18 protein-coding genes are annotated in these 20,084 nt (G+C 31.9%); 14 read left to right on the forward strand and 4 right to left on the reverse strand.

Going from position 1 to position 20,084, the window contains the following annotated elements; genetic code table 11:
- Positions 1-55: 55 nt before the first annotated feature.
- Positions 56-1,711, forward strand: coding sequence for a 2-succinyl-5-enolpyruvyl-6-hydroxy-3-cyclohexene-1-carboxylic-acid synthase (menD, locus tag ACEWL1_RS05960; protein ID WP_409232381.1), 1,656 nt, complete (start codon positions 56-58; stop codon positions 1,709-1,711).
- A gap of 6 nt (positions 1,712-1,717) precedes the next feature.
- Positions 1,718-2,134: a S1 RNA-binding domain-containing protein gene (locus ACEWL1_RS05965; protein ID WP_409232382.1), complete on the forward strand. Its 417-nt coding sequence runs from the start codon at positions 1,718-1,720 to the stop codon at positions 2,132-2,134.
- A 4-nt stretch (positions 2,135-2,138) separates the two neighbouring features.
- Here ACEWL1_RS05965 and ACEWL1_RS05970 read toward each other — a convergent pair whose 3' ends face one another.
- Positions 2,139-3,305: an alpha/beta hydrolase-fold protein gene (locus ACEWL1_RS05970; RefSeq protein WP_409232383.1), complete on the reverse strand. Its 1,167-nt coding sequence runs from the start codon at positions 3,303-3,305 to the stop codon at positions 2,139-2,141.
- A gap of 166 nt (positions 3,306-3,471) precedes the next feature.
- Here ACEWL1_RS05970 and ACEWL1_RS05975 point away from each other — a divergent pair, with 166 nt between their 5' ends.
- The 8 genes from ACEWL1_RS05975 to ACEWL1_RS06010 all read left to right on the forward strand — a co-directional run bounded on the left by ACEWL1_RS05975 (position 3,472) and on the right by ACEWL1_RS06010 (position 10,202).
- Positions 3,472-4,311, forward strand: a complete 840-nt coding sequence (locus ACEWL1_RS05975) for a 1,4-dihydroxy-2-naphthoyl-CoA synthase (protein WP_409232384.1) — start codon at positions 3,472-3,474, stop codon at positions 4,309-4,311.
- Between the two features lie 99 nt (positions 4,312-4,410).
- Complete coding sequence (locus ACEWL1_RS05980) at positions 4,411-5,019, forward strand: fumarylacetoacetate hydrolase family protein (RefSeq protein WP_409232385.1); 609 nt, start codon at positions 4,411-4,413, stop codon at positions 5,017-5,019.
- 205 nt (positions 5,020-5,224) lie between these two features.
- Positions 5,225-6,475, forward strand: coding sequence for a competence/damage-inducible protein A (locus ACEWL1_RS05985; RefSeq protein ID WP_409232386.1), 1,251 nt, complete (start codon positions 5,225-5,227; stop codon positions 6,473-6,475).
- 76 nt (positions 6,476-6,551) lie between these two features.
- Entirely contained in the window at positions 6,552-6,791 is a 240-nt protein-coding gene (gene rpmB, locus ACEWL1_RS05990) for a 50S ribosomal protein L28 (protein WP_409232387.1), read from the forward strand.
- A 25-nt stretch (positions 6,792-6,816) separates the two neighbouring features.
- A complete protein-coding gene (rpmG, locus tag ACEWL1_RS05995; RefSeq protein WP_188599328.1) occupies positions 6,817-6,999 on the forward strand; it encodes a 50S ribosomal protein L33 in 183 nt (60 codons plus the stop codon).
- Positions 7,000-7,011: 12 nt separating this feature from the next.
- The gene (locus tag ACEWL1_RS06000; protein ID WP_409232388.1) at positions 7,012-7,164 is read left to right on the forward strand and encodes a DUF4295 domain-containing protein; all 153 of its coding nucleotides are present in this window, start codon (positions 7,012-7,014) and stop codon (positions 7,162-7,164) included.
- Between the two features lie 224 nt (positions 7,165-7,388).
- On the forward strand, positions 7,389-8,342 hold the full coding sequence (gene ftsY / locus ACEWL1_RS06005) for a signal recognition particle-docking protein FtsY (protein ID WP_409232389.1): 954 nt from the start codon (positions 7,389-7,391) through the stop codon (positions 8,340-8,342).
- A 210-nt stretch (positions 8,343-8,552) separates the two neighbouring features.
- Positions 8,553-10,202, forward strand: a complete 1,650-nt coding sequence (locus ACEWL1_RS06010; RefSeq protein WP_409232390.1) for an amidase family protein — start codon at positions 8,553-8,555, stop codon at positions 10,200-10,202.
- A gap of 108 nt (positions 10,203-10,310) precedes the next feature.
- On the opposite strand, the gene ACEWL1_RS06015 is transcribed toward ACEWL1_RS06010, so the two are convergent.
- Both ACEWL1_RS06015 and ACEWL1_RS06020 read right to left on the reverse strand, forming a co-directional pair.
- Positions 10,311-11,885, reverse strand: a complete 1,575-nt coding sequence (locus ACEWL1_RS06015) for a serine hydrolase (protein ID WP_409232391.1) — start codon at positions 11,883-11,885, stop codon at positions 10,311-10,313.
- Positions 11,886-11,982: 97 nt separating this feature from the next.
- On the reverse strand, positions 11,983-12,627 hold the full coding sequence (locus ACEWL1_RS06020; protein ID WP_409232392.1) for a DNA alkylation repair protein: 645 nt from the start codon (positions 12,625-12,627) through the stop codon (positions 11,983-11,985).
- Positions 12,628-12,806: 179 nt separating this feature from the next.
- Here ACEWL1_RS06020 and rimO point away from each other — a divergent pair, with 179 nt between their 5' ends.
- The gene (rimO, locus tag ACEWL1_RS06025; RefSeq protein ID WP_409232393.1) at positions 12,807-14,123 is read left to right on the forward strand and encodes a 30S ribosomal protein S12 methylthiotransferase RimO; all 1,317 of its coding nucleotides are present in this window, start codon (positions 12,807-12,809) and stop codon (positions 14,121-14,123) included.
- A gap of 66 nt (positions 14,124-14,189) precedes the next feature.
- The gene (locus ACEWL1_RS06030) at positions 14,190-14,657 is read left to right on the forward strand and encodes a hypothetical protein (protein WP_409232394.1); all 468 of its coding nucleotides are present in this window, start codon (positions 14,190-14,192) and stop codon (positions 14,655-14,657) included.
- A 115-nt stretch (positions 14,658-14,772) separates the two neighbouring features.
- Here ACEWL1_RS06030 and ACEWL1_RS06035 read toward each other — a convergent pair whose 3' ends face one another.
- On the reverse strand, positions 14,773-17,259 hold the full coding sequence (locus tag ACEWL1_RS06035; protein WP_409232395.1) for a M14 metallopeptidase family protein: 2,487 nt from the start codon (positions 17,257-17,259) through the stop codon (positions 14,773-14,775).
- A gap of 249 nt (positions 17,260-17,508) precedes the next feature.
- Between ACEWL1_RS06035 and bshC the strand changes: the two genes are divergently transcribed.
- Both bshC and rlmF read left to right on the forward strand, forming a co-directional pair.
- Positions 17,509-19,101, forward strand: a complete 1,593-nt coding sequence (bshC, locus tag ACEWL1_RS06040; protein ID WP_409232396.1) for a bacillithiol biosynthesis cysteine-adding enzyme BshC — start codon at positions 17,509-17,511, stop codon at positions 19,099-19,101.
- 103 nt (positions 19,102-19,204) lie between these two features.
- Positions 19,205-20,062, forward strand: coding sequence for a 23S rRNA (adenine(1618)-N(6))-methyltransferase RlmF (gene rlmF / locus ACEWL1_RS06045; RefSeq protein ID WP_409233037.1), 858 nt, complete (start codon positions 19,205-19,207; stop codon positions 20,060-20,062).
- Positions 20,063-20,084 lie beyond the last annotated feature (22 nt).

The following is a 20,084-nucleotide window of genomic DNA, read 5'->3' on the forward strand; positions in this document are numbered from 1 at the left end:
AGTCTTTGTAAACGCTTTGTGCCTTTGCAACTTTGAACCTTTGTAGCTCAAAAAAATGTATCCAAAAAAAGAACTCGCACAACTTGTAATTTCAGCTTGTCATCAATTTAATATTGATACCGTTGTAATTTCTCCAGGTTCACGTAACGCTCCGTTAACGGTTGGTTTTTCTAATCATCCAACAATAAATGCACTGAGCATTGTGGATGAGCGTTGTGCTGCTTTTTTTGCATTGGGAATTGCGCAACAAACTCAAAAACCTGTTGCCATTGTGTGTACTTCTGGTTCTGCTTTATTGAATTATTATCCGGCAATTGCAGAAGCTTTTTACAGTAATATTCCGTTAGTTGTTATTTCTGCAGACAGACCAAAACATTTGATTGATATTGGCGACGGACAAACAATTCGTCAAGAAAATGTGTTTCAAAATCATATTTTATTTTCTGCAAACCTGATTGAAAGTGAAGCTAAAAAAGAATTCAATATTAATTTGATTTCAGAAGCTTTACAAATTGCAATCACTAAAAAAGGACCCATTCATATCAATGTTCCGTTTGACGAACCTTTATATGAAACGATTGATGAACTTGAAGAATTTACTTTTCCGATTGTCACTTCGAGTGAATCAAAGCAATCTGTTGATTATGTAGAAATTGCTGAAACTTGGAACGCATCAACCAAAAAAATGATTTTAGTTGGAGCACATTTTCCAGATGAAGAGCTTCAAGGTTTAATTCAGCAGTTTAAGAATGATTCTTCTGTAATTGTTTTAACAGAAACCACCTCAAATATTGCATCAGAAACCACCATTAACTCTATTGATAAATTGATTTTTCCGTTATCAGAAGAGGAGTTTCCTGAGTTAAAACCAGAAGTTTTGTTAACCTTTGGCGGAATGGTGGTTTCTAAAAAAATAAAACAGTTTTTAAGAAAACATCAACCAACTCATCATTGGCATATTGACGAGCAAAAAGCAATGAATACGTTTCATTGTTTGACAGAATTTATTCAAGAGAAACCAGTAACCTTTTTATCAGCATTAGTTATAAAAAGCAAAATAATTGAAAGTAATTATCAGCAAAAATGGTTGCGTGAAAAAGAAAAACGAGCAGAAAAACATCAACTTTATTTAAGTGAAATTCCACATGCTGATTTAAAAGTTTTTGAACAAGTTTTAGAAAGTATTCCTGCAAATTCTCAATTACAATTAGGAAATAGTTCAGTAGTGAGATACGCACAATTATTTGATGTTAAAGATTCGCTTAAAGTGTTTTGTAATCGAGGAACAAGCGGAATTGACGGAAGTACAAGCACTGCAATTGGAGCTGCTTTTGCGAATAAAAATCAAACGGTTTTTATCACTGGAGATTTGAGTTTCTTTTACGACAGTAATGCCTTGTGGAATAATTACATCCCGAAGAATTTTAGAATTATCATCATCAATAATAATGGTGGCGGAATTTTTAGATTTATTCCTGGGCCAAAATCAACAAATGCGTTGGAGTATTTTGAAACACCGCACCAATTAACGGCAGCACATTTGTGTAAAATGTATCAATTAGAGTATATTTCGGTTTCAGAAACAGCAAAGGTAGTAGCGGCATTAAAAAGTTTTTATCAAGATTCAAATGCGCCAAAAGTGTTGGAAATTTTTACGGATAAAGAAATCAACGAAACAATATTAAAAGCATATTTTAATCATTTAAAATAACATATTATGGATTTAGAAGTAGGAGATAAAGTATCGTTAATTATTGAAGCAGAAACACATTTAGGGTTTTCGGTTTTAATTGATGAGGAATATGAAGGCTTGTTATATAGAAATGAAGTTTTTCAGGAATTAAGAGAAAATCAACGAATAGCAGGTTACATCAAAAACATTAGAGAAGATGGTAAAATTGATGTTTCATTACAACCACAAGGTTTTAGAAATGCAATTTCTTTGGACACCGAAAAAGTGGTTGAAGCAATTTACGATCACGATGGTTTTTTACCATTGACAGATAAAAGTTCTCCTGAAGAAATTAAACGTAAATTATTGATGAGTAAAAAAGCGTTTAAAAGGGCTGTAGGTACTTTGTATAAAGAAAAAACAATCTTGATTAAAGAAGATGGTTTAGAATTGGTAAACTAAATCTTTATCCTTTTCTAAGCATTCGTTGTACATTTTGATAAAATTTATCTGCATTTGGATCTGCCGGATCCATTTTTCCGTAACCCAATCGATATTGTTCTAAAGCTTTCGAATAATTTTGACCAGCTTCGTAATATCTTCCAAGATAATAATGTCCTAATGGGGAAAATGGATATAAATTTAAAATCATTTCGCCATAATCTTTTAAATAATCGCCATTTTCTTTTTCAATAATTATGCTTTCAATGGCGATAATATCTATTTCTCTTATTCCTAAATTAGAGCCAAATAAATAATCAATTTCTATGTACTTATTTTCTAAATAGGTGATGGCATCAAGCGGAGATAAATTTTTTATTTTTGTTTCAAACTCTTCTTTGTTAATTCCAGAATAAATTTCAAAGATCTTGTCAAAAGCTCTCGAAATCCCTTCTCCAATTGCAGAAACGTTACTTGGTGAGTTGTCTATAAAATCATATTTAACATTAAAATTTTTAATTGATAAAGAATTTAAATATGCTTTTAATAAACCAATTCGTTGTTGCTTTTCGTTGCTAATAAATGTACCGTCGTTATAATAAAAGTAATAGGTGTTATCAATTGAACTCAGTTTGTCTAAATCATACGATTCCATTTGAATACTTATATCTGGACTAAACGTTGGGTTTAGGCAAACATAAGCGTTAAAAATTGGCGTTTCGTCTTTTAAAAAGTGAGTAATTAAATTTGCTGTAATTCCGTTTCCAACAATGGTTAAAAAAGGTGATGTTTTATAATTTCCTTCTATATAAGGTAATACTTCTTCTTTGATAAACTTGATAAAACTTCTACTATCTGCAGTTAAAGCACTATTTCTAGTTCCGTCAAAAGAAGCATCTCTTAAGCGTGTGTTTGCCATTTCAATTCCAACTACAATTTGTTTTGGAGCTTTGTCTGTATGAGAAAACAATTGCGAATTTCCAACATACAAATCGAAGAGGTATTCTGAATCTAACACAATTGTTAAAGGGTAATTTGAAATTGTATCTCTTTCGTAGCCTTTAGGGAGATGAATTTGTAATGTTCTAATATCTTGTAATTCTTCAGATTCGTATTTTTTGGTAACTAATTTTTGACCAACAGCAGAAATGCTAAAAATAAAAAGGAATATAAGTGGAAGAATTTTTCTCATAAAATGTAAAAATATTGAGGATAAAAATACTATTTTTTTCAGATAAATGGTGCTATTTACAAACCTTCTATAAAATTGTAAATAATAGTTCTTAATATGCTATTTTTGTAATTAGAAATTTAAAGTTCTTTTAGATTTTAAATCATAACGATAAAAAACAGCTATTATGATAAAAGCAGACTGGAAAACTGTCAAAGAATACGAAGATATTACCTATAAGAAATCAAACGGAGTTGCAAGAATTGCGTTTAACAGACCAAATGTAAGAAATGCTTTTCGTCCCAAAACTACTTCAGAATTATACGACGCATTTTACGATGCAGGTGAAGATACTTCAATCGGAGTAGTTCTATTATCTGCTGAAGGACCAAGTACAAAAGACGGAGTGTATTCGTTTTGTTCTGGTGGCGACCAAAAAGCACGTGGACATCAAGGTTATGTTGGTGAAGATGGGTATCACCGATTAAATATTTTAGAAGTTCAGCGATTAATTCGTTTTATGCCAAAAGCAGTTATTTGCGTTGTTCCAGGTTGGGCAGTTGGTGGCGGACATAGTTTACATGTTGTTTGTGATTTAACATTAGCATCTAAAGAACACGCAATTTTTAAACAAACCGATGCCGATGTAACGTCTTTTGATGGCGGTTACGGATCAGCATATTTAGCAAAAATGGTTGGCCAGAAAAGAGCGAGAGAAATTTTCTTTTTAGGAAGAAATTATTCTGCTCAAGAAGCGTATGAAATGGGAATGGTAAATGCCGTTGTTCCGCATGATGAATTAGAAGATACAGCTTTTCAATGGGCGCAAGAAATTTTAGAGAAATCGCCAACATCCATAAAAATGCTAAAGTTTGCCATGAATTTAACCGATGACGGAATGGTTGGGCAACAAGTGTTTGCTGGTGAAGCAACACGTTTAGCCTACATGACAGATGAAGCAAAAGAAGGAAGAGATGCGTTTTTAGAAAAACGTAAACCGAATTTCCCTAAAGTTTGGATTCCGTAATTTCAGTAATCAGTGAACAATTATCAATAAACAATTTTCAATTACGAATAAAGCTAAACGGCAAATTTGTAATTCGTAATTTATAATTCGTAATTATTTATGAAAATAATTTGTATTGGGCGCAATTACGCAAAACACATCGAAGAATTAGCAAATGGAAAACCAGAAAATCCAATTATTTTTCTGAAACCAGATTCTGCTATTTTACCACGTAAAAATCCATTTTTTATTCCGCCTTTTTCTAATGATGTTCATTATGAAGTGGAGGTTTTAGTAAAAATCAATAAAGTAGGAAAACATATAGAATCAAAATTTGCACATAAATATTATGATGAAATCGGTTTAGGAATCGATTTTACCGCAAGAGATGTGCAGCAACATTGTAAAGAAAATGGTTTTCCTTGGGAAAAAGCAAAAGCTTTTGACGGAAGTGCAGTTATTGGTGAGTTTTATCCGAAAGAACAGTTTAATTTAGAAAATTTAAAATTTCAATTAGATAAAAACGGAGAAATTGTTCAAGACGGAAATACAAATGCAATGCTTTGGAAAACAGACGAATTGATATCTTATGTTTCACAGTTTTTTACACTCAAAAAAGGAGATATTATTTTTACAGGAACTCCGGCTGGAGTAGGAAAAGTTGTAGAAAACGATGTGTTAACTGGAACCATTGAAGGGAAACAAGCGTTTCAGATTAGAGTAAAGTAGTTATCAGTTATCAGTTATCAGTGAGCAATGAACAGTTATCAATGAACACTTAATAGTTATCAGTAAATAGTTTGTCCGTTCGAGTGTCGCGCCTTTTAGCGTGATGTATCGAGAACACTTAAGTCAAACAGAGAAAATAAATCACAAAAAGTTAAAAGTAAAACTTTTGAGCCTTTGCAACTTTGAATCTTTGCAACTAAAAAAAATGAAAGCAGAAATTATTACTATTGGAGACGAAATTCTTATCGGACAAATTGTAGATACCAATTCGCAATGGATTGGAGTTGAGTTGAATAAAATCGGAGTTTCTGTGTATCAAATTTCATCGATTCAAGATGACGAGCAACATATTTTAAATGCCTTAAAAGAAGCGCAAGAACGAGTAGATATTGTGATTCTAACTGGAGGGTTAGGTCCAACTAAAGACGACATCACAAAGAAAACAATTGCAGCATATTTTAATGACACAGAACTGATAGAGTATCCAGAAGTTGTAGAACATATTAAAGCATTGTTTCAAAAAATCAATCATCCATTTAAAGAAATCCAAAGATATCAAGCACAATTGCCATCAAAAGCGATTTACTTAAAAAATGAATTTGGAACAGCACCAGGAATGTGGTTCAATGAAAATAATACCGTTTTTGTATCGCTACCAGGTGTTCCTTATGAAATGAAAGGATTGATGACGCGTGAAGTTCTACCAAGAATACAAAAAGAATTTAAACTGCCTTTTATCAGTCATAAAACGATTATGACCTATGGACAAGGAGAAAGTGTGATTGCAGAACGAATTGAAGATGTTGAAAATGCATTGCCAAAACATATTAAGTTAGCCTATTTGCCCTCTTTTGGAAAAGTAAGATTGCGTTTGTCTGGAAACGGAAATGATAAAGATATTTTAGAAAAAGAATTGCAAGAAAAAGTTTCAGAAATTCAATCTTTAATTTCTGATGTAATTGTTGGAGTAGAAGATGGTGATTCCATCGAAAAAAGTGTTGGGGAATTGTTAATTCAACATAAGAAAACAGTGGCAACAGCAGAAAGTGTTACTGGCGGGACCATTGCTTCAACATTGGTATCTGTTCCAGGAGCATCAGCCTATTTTAAAGGAAGCATTGTCAGTTATTCTGCCGAAACTAAAAAAAGCATGTTAGGTGTTTCTGAAGATACATTAGCAAAATTTACAGTTGTAAGTAAAGAAGTAACAGAAGAAATGGCAATTGCTGCAAGAAAAAAATTAGATACAGATTATGCAATTGCGGTAACCGGAAATGCGGGTCCAACTACCGATAAAACCGATAAAACAGTTGGAGTGGTTTTTATTGCATTAGCTACAAAAACAGCAGTTTATGTAAGCGAATTTAATTTTGGTCAACCCAGAGAAAAAGTGATAAATAGAACGGTAAATAAATCCTTAGAAATTTTACAAAAAGAAATTATAAAAAATAGTTGAAATTGTTTTGTTGTATGTGTAAAAATTACTTAAATTTGCACCTCGTTTAGAAATAACACTAAAATACTGTCAGAAGATGTCTAGAGTTTGTGAACTTACAGGAAAAAAAGCAATGGTTGGAAACAATGTTTCTCACGCATTGAACAGAACCAAAAGAAAATTTGATGCTAACCTAATGGTGAAGCGTTTTTATATTCCAGAAGAAGATAAATGGATTACATTAAAAATTTCTGCTTCTGCGTTAAAAAATATTAATAGAAAAGGAATCTCTGCTGTCTTAAAAGAAGCTAGAGCTAATGGATTTTTAACTAAATAATCCAACCTTAAAAAAGTAAACCGAGATGGCAAAAAAAGGAAATAGAGTTCAGGTAATTTTAGAATGTACAGAGCATAAAGCTTCAGGAGAAAGAGGTACTTCTAGATATATTACAACAAAAAATAAAAAGAACACTCCAGATAGATTAGAGATTAAGAAATTTAATCCAATCTTGAAGAAAATGACCGTTCATAAAGAAATTAAATAATAAGATAAGGACATGGCAAAGAAATCAGTAGCATCGTTACAGACAGGATCAAAAAGATTATCAAAAGCTATCAAAATGGTAAGATCTCCAAAAACAGGAGCTTATACATTTGTTGAAGCAATCATGGATCCATCTAAAGTAAATGACTTTTTAGCAAAAAAGTAATCACTTTACACCAAAAACATACAAAGCTACTTTCTATTGAGAGTAGCTTTTTTGTTGTTTATTAAAACCGTATTTTTGGGCGTTACCTTTTCAGGTCGGGCTTTACGCACTACACGGTAGTTTGCTTCAATCCCTAACGCAGATAGTAAATAGAATGACAATTTGACCAAACATTAAAAATGATATAATTTCTAACACTATTATATCAGTATAAAATAAAGAAAATGAGCTTTTTAAAAAATATATTTTCAAAAGAAAAAAAAGAAACCTTAGACAAAGGATTGGAAAAAACCAAATCGAGTTTCTTTACTAAATTATCAAAAGCAGTTGCCGGAAAAGCAACCGTAGATGATGATGTGTTAGATAATTTAGAAGAAGTATTAGTTACTTCTGATGTTGGTGTAGATACAACACTAAAAATTATTGACAGAATTGAAGCACGTGTTGCAAAAGATAAATACTTAGGAACCGAAGAGTTAAATCAGATTTTAAGAGAAGAAATTGCGGGTCTATTGTCTGAAACAAATGTTGATGATCAAACAGATTTTTCAATTCCAGCAGATAAAAAGCCATATGTAATTATGGTTGTTGGTGTAAATGGAGTTGGAAAAACAACTACGATTGGTAAGTTAGCTTCTCAGTTTAAAAAGAAAGGCCTAAAAGTTGTTTTAGGAGCTGGAGATACATTTAGAGCAGCTGCAATCGATCAATTGCAAGTTTGGGCTGATAGAGTAGATGTGCCAATTGTACGTCAAGAAATGGGTTCAGATCCAGCTTCTGTGGCATTTGATACGCTACAATCTGCAAAAGCACAAAATGCTGATGTGGTGATTATTGATACGGCAGGAAGATTACATAACAAAATCAATTTAATGAACGAGTTGGTAAAGATTAAAACTGTAATGCAAAAAGTAGTTGCAGATGCACCACACGATGTGTTGTTGGTTTTGGATGGTTCAACCGGACAAAATGCTTTTGAACAAGCAAAACAATTTACAAAAGCTACAGAAGTAACAAGTTTAGCGGTTACCAAATTAGACGGAACAGCAAAAGGAGGCGTTGTCATCGGAATTTCAGATCAGTTTCAAATTCCTGTAAAATATATTGGAGTAGGAGAAGGAATCGACGATTTACAAGTCTTTAACAAACACGAGTTTGTAGATAGTTTTTTTAAATAGTGTACTATTGTCTGGTCGAGCGGAGTCGAGACTTCTATAATTTTAAGTAATTAAAAACTTCTTATAAGCTGCACTTTTATCTTCAAATTAAAAAACATTTCAATTTTTAATAGTAATCGAGGAAACATTATATGAAATTCCATGTTATTTTTTTAACATGGAGTTTTCTTTTATAAAAAGAATTATATTTGATTCTCAAATGACCAACCAATGAAAAAAATATTTTTCCTTTTCGCAATTACTTTGCTGATTATTTCTTGTAAAGAAGCATCTCCAGCAGTCAATTTTAAAAAATATGACGAAACCGCCGAATTAGCAGCACAGCAAAAACATCCACGTAAAAGAATGCAATTCAAACTCATGCAATCTAAATACTTAGATATGAATGACGTTTTTGCACCTTTTCAGAAAGAACTTTCTCAATTTTCAGAAGAAGAATACAATACCTTAAAGCCACTAATTTTGGAACGTGATATTCCAACGTTGCAAGCGCATATTGGAAATGGGGATTTATCTTATGAAAAACTGACTTTATTTTATTTATACCGAATTAGAAAGTTTGAAAGCGATAGCACAAAATCGTTAAACTCAATCATTGCATTAAATCCGAATGTATTAAAAGAAGCGCGTCAAAAAGACAAAGAAAAAGGCGCCAATTCTGAATATTCTATTTACGGGATGCCGATTTTATTAAAAGACAATATCAATACCAATGACATGCCAACAACAGCAGGAGCAATTGCGTTGGTTGAGAATAAAAATACAGAAGATGCTTTTATAGTTGAAAAACTAAGGGCTCATGGCGCATTGATTTTAGGAAAAGTAAACCTAAGTGAATGGGCATACTTTTTCTGTTCTGGTTGCCCGTTAGGATATTCAGCCGTTGGCGGACAAACCTTAAATCCGTACGGAAGAGGAAAATTTGAAACGGGTGGAAGTTCTGCCGGAAGTGGTGTAACCGTTGCAGCAAATTTTGCAGTGGCAGCCGTTGGAACAGAAACTTCGGGTTCTATTACTTCTCCTTCAAGTTTAAATTCTGTTGTGGGATTAAAACCAACAATTGGTGTGTTAAGTAGAACGGGAATTGTGCCAATTTCAAGTACATTAGATACGCCTGGACCAATGACAAAAAGCATTATTGACAATGCAATTTTCTTAGAAGCAATGTTTGGCTACGATGCAAAAGATGCTGCTTCCATTGATAAAAACTTAAAAGAAAACGAATTCCAAAATGCAATTTTAGCATCAAGTATAAAAGGCAAACGTTTTGGTGTTTTAAAAAGTTTGTTAACCGATTCTATTTACAATGCAACTGTTCAGAAAATGAAAAATGCTGGTGCAGAAATGATAGAAATCAATCCAGAAAGAGCACAATTTAAAGGTTTTACAACCTTGTTAAATATTGATATGAAACATGATTTACCAAGCTATTTAGCAAATAATGCAGATAAAGATGTAAGTGTAAAATCAGTAAAAGATGTTACCCTTTTTAATTTAAAAGATTCAGTTTTACGCGCTCCGTACGGACAACAATTATTTGACGGAATTGTAAAAGACAAAACCACCTTAGAAGAATTAGAACTAATAAAAGATGGCTTAAGTGCTGTTGGAAAGGAATTTTTTATTGACTTATTTGATAAAGAATTAGATGCTGTTTTGTCCATCAATAATCGTCATTCTGGTGTTGCGGCTGTTGCAAAATATCCAACGTTAACAGTGCCGATGGGATACAAGAAAAACGGAGAACCCATTAGTTTAACCTTTGTTGGAAAACCATTTTCTGAAAGAACTTTATTAAAAGCTGGTTATGCTTTTGAACAATTGACTAAAGCGAGAAAAACGCCTGAAAATTATAAATAAATTTTATGTCTGGTCGAGCGGTGTCGAGACCTATAAAATAATTACCAAAATAAAAACTCCTTTCTAAATCTAGAAAGGAGTTTTTTATAATTGGTTACTAACCACTAATTACTTATAAACCCGTTTTAAATCTAAGTCTTGAAAATCAAAACTAAAATCGATGTTTGGAGAAATTCCTCTCATTTTTATACCAACAGCTTTTCCTTCTTCATCCAAGGTAAACATTGCTAATGCATCAGCAGGCATGTCTTGATACTTCCATTTGATGGCAAACGTATTTGCTTTGTAGAAAAACATTTCGCCAGTTAATTTTGGAGAACGAACAGATGCAAACCACAGTTTCTTATTTTTCTCGTAAATCTTTATTTTCCCAAACCAATTGTCTTTGTAAGTTCCAATATAATCGGAATTTTTAATATGATTTGATTTTGCTTTCGCAACAGTATTCCAAACAGCTTTTGTTACGGCATCGCTTTGAGAAGCATTTTGTTTCAATCTGGTTTCCATAAATGAAATCCAATCTGTTTTTTGAACACCTAAATATCCATCCATAATTAAATTCGGAATGGTCCAATAACTATTTCCTCCAGGAGCCGTGTTTGTAAGTGTAACAATTCCTACATTTAACTCAGGAATTAAAATGGTTCTAGACAACATTCCTGGTAAACCTCCAGTATGTTCAATCGTAACATAACCTCCTTTATCACTAATTCGCCAACCTAAACCATACGCATTAAAGTGTGTTTTGTAGGGAGCATTTGGAGTTACATTAAACCCAATATTTGTGTGAGGTTTCCAAAGTTCGTCATGGTTTTTTTTAGAAATCATGGTCTTCTTAAAACCGTTGCCATATTTTCCATTGTTCAAATTCATCATCAACCATTTACTTAAATCGTTTACACTTGCGTAAATTCCGCCAGCAGCTCCTAAAGATTCATCATTTTTAATATAATGTCCAAGTTGTTTGAGCTTTCCATTTTCTACAGAATGCGGAAAAGCCACATTGCTTTTGTCTTTTAAACGTTGATATACACCAACAGAACGTTGCATTCCTAAAGGTTTCATAATGTTGGTTTCTACAAACTGCGCCCAACTCATTCCGCTTATTCTAGCAACAACTTCTCCAGCAACAACATACAATAAATTGTCATAATCATATTTTGTTCTAAAAGCTGATGTTGGTTTTTGATATTGAAAACTATTTAAAACATCTTTAATTTTAAAATCTGATCCATCAGGAAAAAACATTAAATCTCCTGCGCCCAAACCAAGTCCGCTCCTGTGTGTTAGTAAATCTTGAATGTTAAAGTTTTCTGTTACATAAGAATCATACATTTTAAATTCTGGAATATAATCGACTACTTTATCTAACCAATTTAATTTTCCTTGATCTACCAACATTGCCAAAGCAGCGGTTGTAAATGCTTTAGAATTGGATGCAATGGCAAACAATGTATTTTCATTTACCTTTTCTTTGGTGTTTGCAGAAGTAACTCCGTAGCCTTTTAAATGCACTATTTTATTGTCTTTAAAAACGGCAACTGCAACTCCTGCATTGGGTCCAATTGACATGGCTTTTTTTACAATAGAATCTATTTGACTTGAAGTATATGCTTGACTAAATGTAGATTGTGCTATACATAAACACAGAACTGTGAAGAATAGTAATTTTATTTTTTTCATGAGTTTGGTTTTGAAAATAATACGCTTAGATAGCTAAGTTACTGAAAATGGATGAATAAGGAAACAGCAAAGTTCTTGTTAACAAGAGTTTTTATTTTTATTTCAATGATAAATAATAATCTTTTGTTTGTCTATCAAATTTTTCAATTGCATATCTTAAAGTTATTCTTGGCATTGAAACAGCGTATTTGTTCAGAAATGTTTTAAGTTTATCTACATCTCTTTTTCCTGCTTCTCTAATCCAACTCCCAACAGCTTTTTGAACATATTCGTCTTTATCATTTATTAGAATTTCAGCAATATTAAAAGTGTCTTCTATTTCATTTTTGCGAATAAAAAAGTAGGTGCTTACAATTGCTGTTCTTCTTTCCATCGGATTTTTAGATTTTGCCAAATCATATAAAGGTTTTCTTTTTTTTTCGTACAAATATCCACCAACAACATAAGGTGCAGCTCGATCTACCAAACCCCAATCATCAATCCATTTGTGATTTTCAATATATGCGTGAAAAATTTCTTTCTTTTCTTGAGGTGAAGTTTTCTTATTTCGTGCTTTCCAATCTAAAATAGAAACAGCTCCAAGTCTATGATCTTGGTTTTTGTCTCTTAGCAACTTTACAACTTCATGTACAGGAATATGCTGATATTCTTTTGCTAAAGAAAAAATTTCTCTTTTTGGAATACTTTTTAAATATTCTTGACCAATTATATGTAAAGTTTCAATAAATTCTTTAGCTGTCATTTTTTTCTACTTGGTGCTAACTTATGTTAAATCGAAGATTTCAATATTATATATTATTCGTACCCAAAGTTACCAAAAAATCAGCATCAAATCATCTAAAGTTTTTCCTTCATTATTAACATTCTAATATGTTTAAAAACGTAGATTAAGATTGTATCTTTGCATTTTAAAATAAAAATATGCGTACAAAAACCATCAAGCAAAATAAGATCAATGTAGTTACATTGGGCTGTTCTAAAAATGTGTATGATAGTGAAGTGTTAATGGGACAATTAAAAGCCAACGGAAAAGATGTGGTTCATGAAGATGAAAATGACGAAGGAAATATTGTGGTGATTAATACCTGTGGATTTATTGGTAAAGCCAAAGAAGAATCTATTGATACTATTTTGCATCACGCGCAACGTAAAGAAGCTGGAGAAATTGATAAGGTTTTTGTAACGGGTTGTTTAAGTGAACGCTACAAACCAGATTTAGAAAGAGAAATTAAAAATGTAGATCAGTATTTTGGTACGCACGATTTGCCAAACTTATTAAAGGTTTTAGAAGCAGATTATAAACACGAATTGATCGGTGAACGTTTAACAACAACTCCAAAACATTACGCCTATTTAAAGATTGCAGAAGGTTGCGATCGTCCGTGTTCGTTTTGTGCGATTCCGTTAATGCGTGGAAAACACGTTTCTACTCCGATTGAAGATATTATTACAGAAGCTACAAAACTAGCCGAAAAAGGAATCAAAGAAGTGATGTTAATCGCCCAAGATTTAACGTATTACGGATTAGATATTTATAAAAAACGTGCTTTAGCAGATTTGTTACTTGCATTGACAAAAGTAGAAGGCATTGAATGGATTCGAATGCATTATGCGTTTCCAACTGGTTTTCCGATGGATGTGTTGGAAGTGATGAAAAACGAACCAAAAGTGTGTAATTATTTAGACATTCCGTTGCAACACATCAACACCGAATTGTTAAAATCGATGAAACGTGGTACGACACATGAAAAAACAACTGCGTTAATTCATAAGTTCAGAGAAACGGTTCCAGAAATGGCCATTAGAACTACGTTGATTGTTGGGTATCCTGGAGAAACAGAAGAAATGTTTCAAGAATTAAAAGATTGGGTAGAAGAAATGCGTTTTGAACGTTTGGGTGCTTTTGAATATTCTCACGAAGAAAATACAGGCGCTTATGTGTTAGAAGATGATGTTCCTGAAGAGGTAAAGTTTAAAAGAGTCAACGAAATCATGGAAGTTCAATCTCAGATTTCTTGGGAACTGAATCAAGCTAAAGTTGGTAAAACCTTCCGTTGTTTGTTCGATAGAAAAGACGGAGCATATTTTTACGGACGTACAGAATTTGATTCGCCAGATGTAGATAACGATGTTATTGTTGATGCAACCAAGCATTATATAAAAATTGGAGAGTTTATTGATATAAAAATTCATGAAGCTGGAGATTACGATTTATACGGAACTCCGGTAAATAAGTAATTCGTCGTATTTTATGGCTTTTAAATAGTTGGTACTATTGTTTAATTAATTTTTAAACAACTAGTTATGAAACTTAAAAAAGTACTTTTCATTTTTGCAATTTGTATTTCTACACTTTCTTATTCGCAACAAAAGGGAGATTTTTCTGCCTTTTTTGGTGCTTCTTATCAGCTGACAAATAATGCTGATATGGGAATTAACGCTGGATTTGAATATGTGTTTTTAGGAAATACTGCATTTGCTCCAAGTTTTTCGTATTACTTTTCAGCAAACGGAATTACTACCTATTCCATCAATTTAGACATGCGTTATTATTTAACATATGGAGCAAAAATAAAATATTACGGAATAGGAGGTTTTAATTATTTAACGGTGAAATCAGGTGGAGTCACATCAAATAACATCGGTTTTAATGCTGGTGGTGGAGTTATTTTTGAACTCAACGATAAAGTCGGAATTCTTGGCCAATTGAAATATGATTCAGCCGGAGCAACTTCAATTGAACCCATGATTGGAGTTACGTATTCATTTTAGAAAATAAAAAAGCCTGCAGGTACTGAAATAAATTCAGCACAAGCAGGCTTTTTGTTTGTCATTTCAAGCGGAGTCGAGAGGTAAATATAGTTCTCGACTCCGCTCGAACGGACAATTATAATTTCTTCATGCTCGGATTTGTATAGAACAATGCATTTGCGAAAAACAATTTTCCATTGTCCCAAAATGCTCTAAACAAAGGATTGTCAATCATATAAACAACGCTTCCTCTGCCAACATTTTCTTCACCAAAAATTAATGATTTGGCTAAGTTTTTATCAGCTCTGCTTCCAACAAAACCAGAAAAAGCAATATTGTCTTCTAGACGAACAACATTGTATCCGTTTTCTAAATAATCATAAGATCTTGTCCCTTGTTTTAAAGTGAAATAAGCATCACCATAACCAAAACCTAAAGGATGAGAATTATCAATTTTTGTTTTAAAAATGGCACCAGTAATACTTCCTTGAATACGATCTCTTTCTAAATCTTTGTAATTGATCAATTCAACTTCTTTATCAGATTTATCATTGTCTTTTGAAGATTTTGTTTTTAAACCAAATCCGCTTTTATTTGCAAAAATGCTATTGGCACCACCAATTGCAATCACTTTTCCTCCGCTTCTAATCCAAGAAGTTAATTTGGTTAATTCGCTTTTAGAAAATACGCCGCCGTAATATCCATTCGGAATTACCAATGTGTGATAATTATCTAACATGCTAACAGAAAAATTGTCTGTATCAATTGCTGTAAAAGGATATTTAAGATCTTGTTCGAAAAAATATTGTACTTCTCCATAACTTAAAGATGAAGTTCCATTTCCAGAAAGCACAGCTATTTTTTGATTTTTAAGTTCTCTAACATCAGAAGATCCCATGTCTGGACCTCTATCAGAAAAACCTGTGTTTATTGAATTTGCATTTTTGTTATGTTTGTTTGCTATTGCAACAAGTGTGTTGTCAAAATCTTTGATGTGTTTATTATCTCCACGAGTAATAATTAAACTTCCAGTTTTTAATTTTTTACCAGAATTAATCATTTCTTTTCTATTAAAACGAACTCTAAAATCTTGCTTTAAGATATCAGCTAATAAAGCTGCATCAGAAATATGATTCCATTCAAATGTATAAGCGTACGCATTAAAATTTGGAGTAGAACTTATAACTTTTGTTGTGTTATTTGTTGTAGCAACCAATCTTTCGCTAGCAATTGCTTTAAACCCGTATGCATAAGGTAAAGACCAAGCCGTAATATCATAAGTAATAGAATCACTTAATTTTGCAACTGGTTCAAACAATGCTTTTACCAATCTTGCTTTAGGTTGATTTGTAGAAATAACCAAATCATTAACAGAAGTTTTCATACTTCCTTTAGATCTTGTATCATAATTGTAACCAGAAACTGATTTTCCTTGTGCAAAACCATATGTAATTTCGTGTCTATTTAACAACTCAATTAATTTATTGGTTTTATTATTGTTTCCTTGTAATACATAACTTTTATATTTAAAGTTATTATTATTAAAATACTTTTTAAACTCAGTATTAAGTTTTCCAGAGTTTTTAGAAGCCATTTCTACCGTAGAAATACCAGAAGTTGTATGATGAATTAAACGATCCCAAAGCGTTAATACTTCTCCGTCTGCTTTTGTAATTCCTAAACCAGCACGTCCGTGTCCAGCTTGTTCATACGTCATTCCAATTCCTCCAACATAGGTTGGATAGGTATCTCCATAACTTGGATATAATAAATCAAAACTTTCTTTTGTAAAATAATACCAGCCATTTTTATCGAAATATTTTGCATTGTTTTTTCCAATCTGCGTTTGAAAATCACGTTGCCAATCAGTTATAACTTCGTGATAAGGTTCTACAGCAGGAGCAAAATAATAGGGATTGTTAATTCCTTGTTCATGAAAATCTACATGAATATGAGGCAACCATTTATTATATACTTTTAAACGTTGTTGTGTTTCAACTTGTGTTGCCCAAGCCCAATCTCTATTCAAATCAAATAAATAATGATTTGGTCTTCCTCCAGGCCAAGGTTCTCTGTGTTCTCTAGCATCTGGATTTACATTATTTGGCAAAGCCATAACTTGATTGTACCAATTTGCATACCGATCTCTTCCATCAGGATTGATACAAGGATCCATAATTACAAGCGTATTTTCTAAATAACTGCTGTTTTCTGTTACCAGTTTATATAAAGTAAGCATGGATGCTTCTGTAGAAGAAGCTTCGTTTCCGTGTACATTATAACTCAACCAAACTATCGATTTATCTTTTAATTCAGTAGTGTTTTCGATACCAACATTTGTTAAATGTTGTTTGCGAATAGTTTCTAAATTTTTAATATTATTTGCTGAAGAAACATAAGCAATTGCCAAGGTTCTTAGCTCGTTTGTTTTTCCGTATTCTTCAAATTTTACTTTGTCAGTATTTTCAGAAATGTATTTAAAGTAATCAACTACTTTGTGGTGTCTTGTAAAACGAGAACCTAATTTATAACCTAAAAACTCATCTGGAGTTTGAAGTTTTTGAGCAGTTAATTGAAAAGAAATAACTGAAATGAAAAGAAAGAGAATCGACTTGTGTTTCATTTTATTTTGATGTTTTTTTGATTAGCTTTTTCAAATCTACTTGTAATTATTTAAATAAAAAATTTTACAACTAAGAAAGCGTTAAAAAATTGTTAGATTGATATGTCAATTTCGACCAACCACCAAAAATTCGTATTTTTATAAAATTAATACTAAAAGATTTCTAATATGAAAAGTGACTGTGATTGTTTAAGGTTTAATACTACTTTAAATATATTGTTTAACCAATGTAAAGTGAGTAAGTTATAGATGAAAGCAACACAAATTCCTTTTCAAAAAACAGGTTTTTTTTCTAAAACCATGCTCGATTATGTAGAGCAAAAAGAATCTATCAAGCCGTTTTATAATCGTTTTTCAGATGTTAACGGATTTAAAAATCAATTAGAAGAAAAACGAACTTCTTTTTCTTTAGAAACCAGAAAAGTATTGGTTTCTGCATTAAAAAATCAATATAAAAATGTTGCTTTTTCTGAAGAAACACAAGCGAACATTAATGCACTTTCGCAAGCAAATACATTTACAGTAACAACGGGTCATCAGTTGAATTTGTTTACTGGACCTCTATATTTTTTATATAAAATTATTTCTACCATAAATTTAGCAGAAGAATTACAAGAGCAATTTCCTGCGGATCATTTTGTGCCTATTTATTGGATGGCAACTGAAGATCATGATTTTGATGAAATCAATTATTTTAATTTCAAAAACAAAAAAGTACAGTGGAATAGAAGTGATGGTGGAGCAGTAGGACAATTTTCTACTGAAGGATTGAAAGAAGTTTTCGAGCAATTTTCAGCACAATTAGGAACCACCAGAAATGCTGATTTTTTAAGAGATTTATTCACAAAAGGATATGTAGAACATAACACTTTAGCAGAAGCAACAAGATATATTGCCAATCAATTATTTACAAAATACGGTTTGGTAATTGTTGATGGAGACGACCAACAATTAAAAGAAGTATTTGCACCATTTGTTGTGCAAGAATTAGAAGAACAAGTTTCTTTTAAAACGGTTACAAAAACCATAAAAGAAATAGAAGAAAATTATAAAGTACAAGTAAATCCTCGAGAAATTAACTTGTTTTATTTAAGTAAAAACTCAAGAGAACGCATTGTTTTTGAAAACGGAATTTACAAAGTAAACAACACAGAGATTGCTTTTTCTAAAGAAGAAATTCTAATTGAAGTAAAAGAAAACCCACAATTATTTTCGCCAAATGTAATCATGCGACCTTTATATCAGGAAGTTATTTTACCAAATCTAGCCTATATTGGTGGCGGCGGAGAATTAGCATATTGGTTGCAATTAAAAGCTTATTTTAATACAGTTTCTGTTCCTTTTCCGATTTTAGTGTTGCGAAATTCTGTACAAGTAATTTCTGCCAAACAACAAAAAAAGCTAAACAGTTTAAGTATTTCTACAGAGGAAATGTTCTTCAATATTTATGATTTATTGAAAACAAAAATCAATGAGAATTCAGATATTTCATTTAATTTTTTAGATGCAAAAACATTGTTGGAACAACAGTTTTTAGCATTAAGAAGAGTTGCTAGCGAAACGGATGTTTCTTTTATTGGCGCTGTTGACGCGCAAGAGAAAAAGCAACTAAATGGATTAGAGAATCTTGAAAAGCGATTGTTAAGAGCCGAAAAAAGACGTCAACATGATTTGGTAAATCGAATTACTGAATTAAAGATGCAATTATTTCCAAATGAAAGTTTAGAAGAACGTCAGCGTAATTTTTCTGAATACTATTTAGAATATGGCGATGCATTTATCGACGCTTTAAAATCAACTTTAAAACCATTGGATTTAGAGTTTACTGTTCTGGAATTATAAGAATTAATATTGTCTGTCATTGCGAGGAAGAATGACATGGCAATCTCATTTAAATTTGTGATTTTATTAAAAGATTGCTTCGTTCCTCGCAATGACAACAGATATGAAAGAAAAAGGACTTCATCCCAACAATAAATTTAATAAAGGATATAATTTTGATGAGTTAATCAATAAGAATCCTCAGCTAAAAGAGTTTGTTACTAAAAATAAATTTGATGCAATTACAATTGATTTTTCAAATCCAAATGCAGTAAAAGAACTAAACAAAGCATTATTATTTACCTATGATAAAATTTCTGTTTGGGAATTCCCAGACGAAAATTTATGTCCGCCAATTCCTGGAAGAGTAGATTATATTCATCATTTAAATGATTTGTTAAAAGATGAAAAAGAGGTTTCAATTTTAGATATCGGAACAGGTGCAACATGTATTTATCCGTTGTTAGGAAATGCGGTTTATGGTTGGAGTTTTGTCGGTACAGACATCGATTTAGATTCTTTAGATGCTGCTCAAGATATTATTGATGATAATAAGTTAGATCCACAGATTTTATTACGTCAACAATTTGATGAAAACAATATTTTAACTGGAATTATAGAACCTGAAGATGCTTTTTCAGCAGCAATGTGTAATCCGCCATTTTATAAATCTGCCGAAGAAGCGAGAGGAGCAAACAGAAGAAAAACTAGAAACCTAGGGACTAATGCTGTTCGGAATTTTGCAGGAAATAATAACGAATTGTGGTATGTTGGCGGTGAAAAAGCTTTTTTGCACAATTATTTGTATCAAAGTTCTTTGTATAAACAGCAAGTAATTTGGTTTACAAGTTTGGTTTCTAAAAAAGAAAATGTAGAAAGTTTACAAAAGTCTGCTAAGAAATTGGGCGCAACATCTTTTAAAGTAATTCCGATGCATCAAGGAAACAAAGTAACAAGAATTGTTGCTTGGAGTTATCAATAAATTATGTGTCATTACGAAATGA

The sequence above is a fragment of the Polaribacter gochangensis genome (assembly GCF_046224025.1).
In the GTDB taxonomy this organism is placed as follows: Bacteria; Bacteroidota; Bacteroidia; order Flavobacteriales; family Flavobacteriaceae; genus Polaribacter; species Polaribacter gochangensis.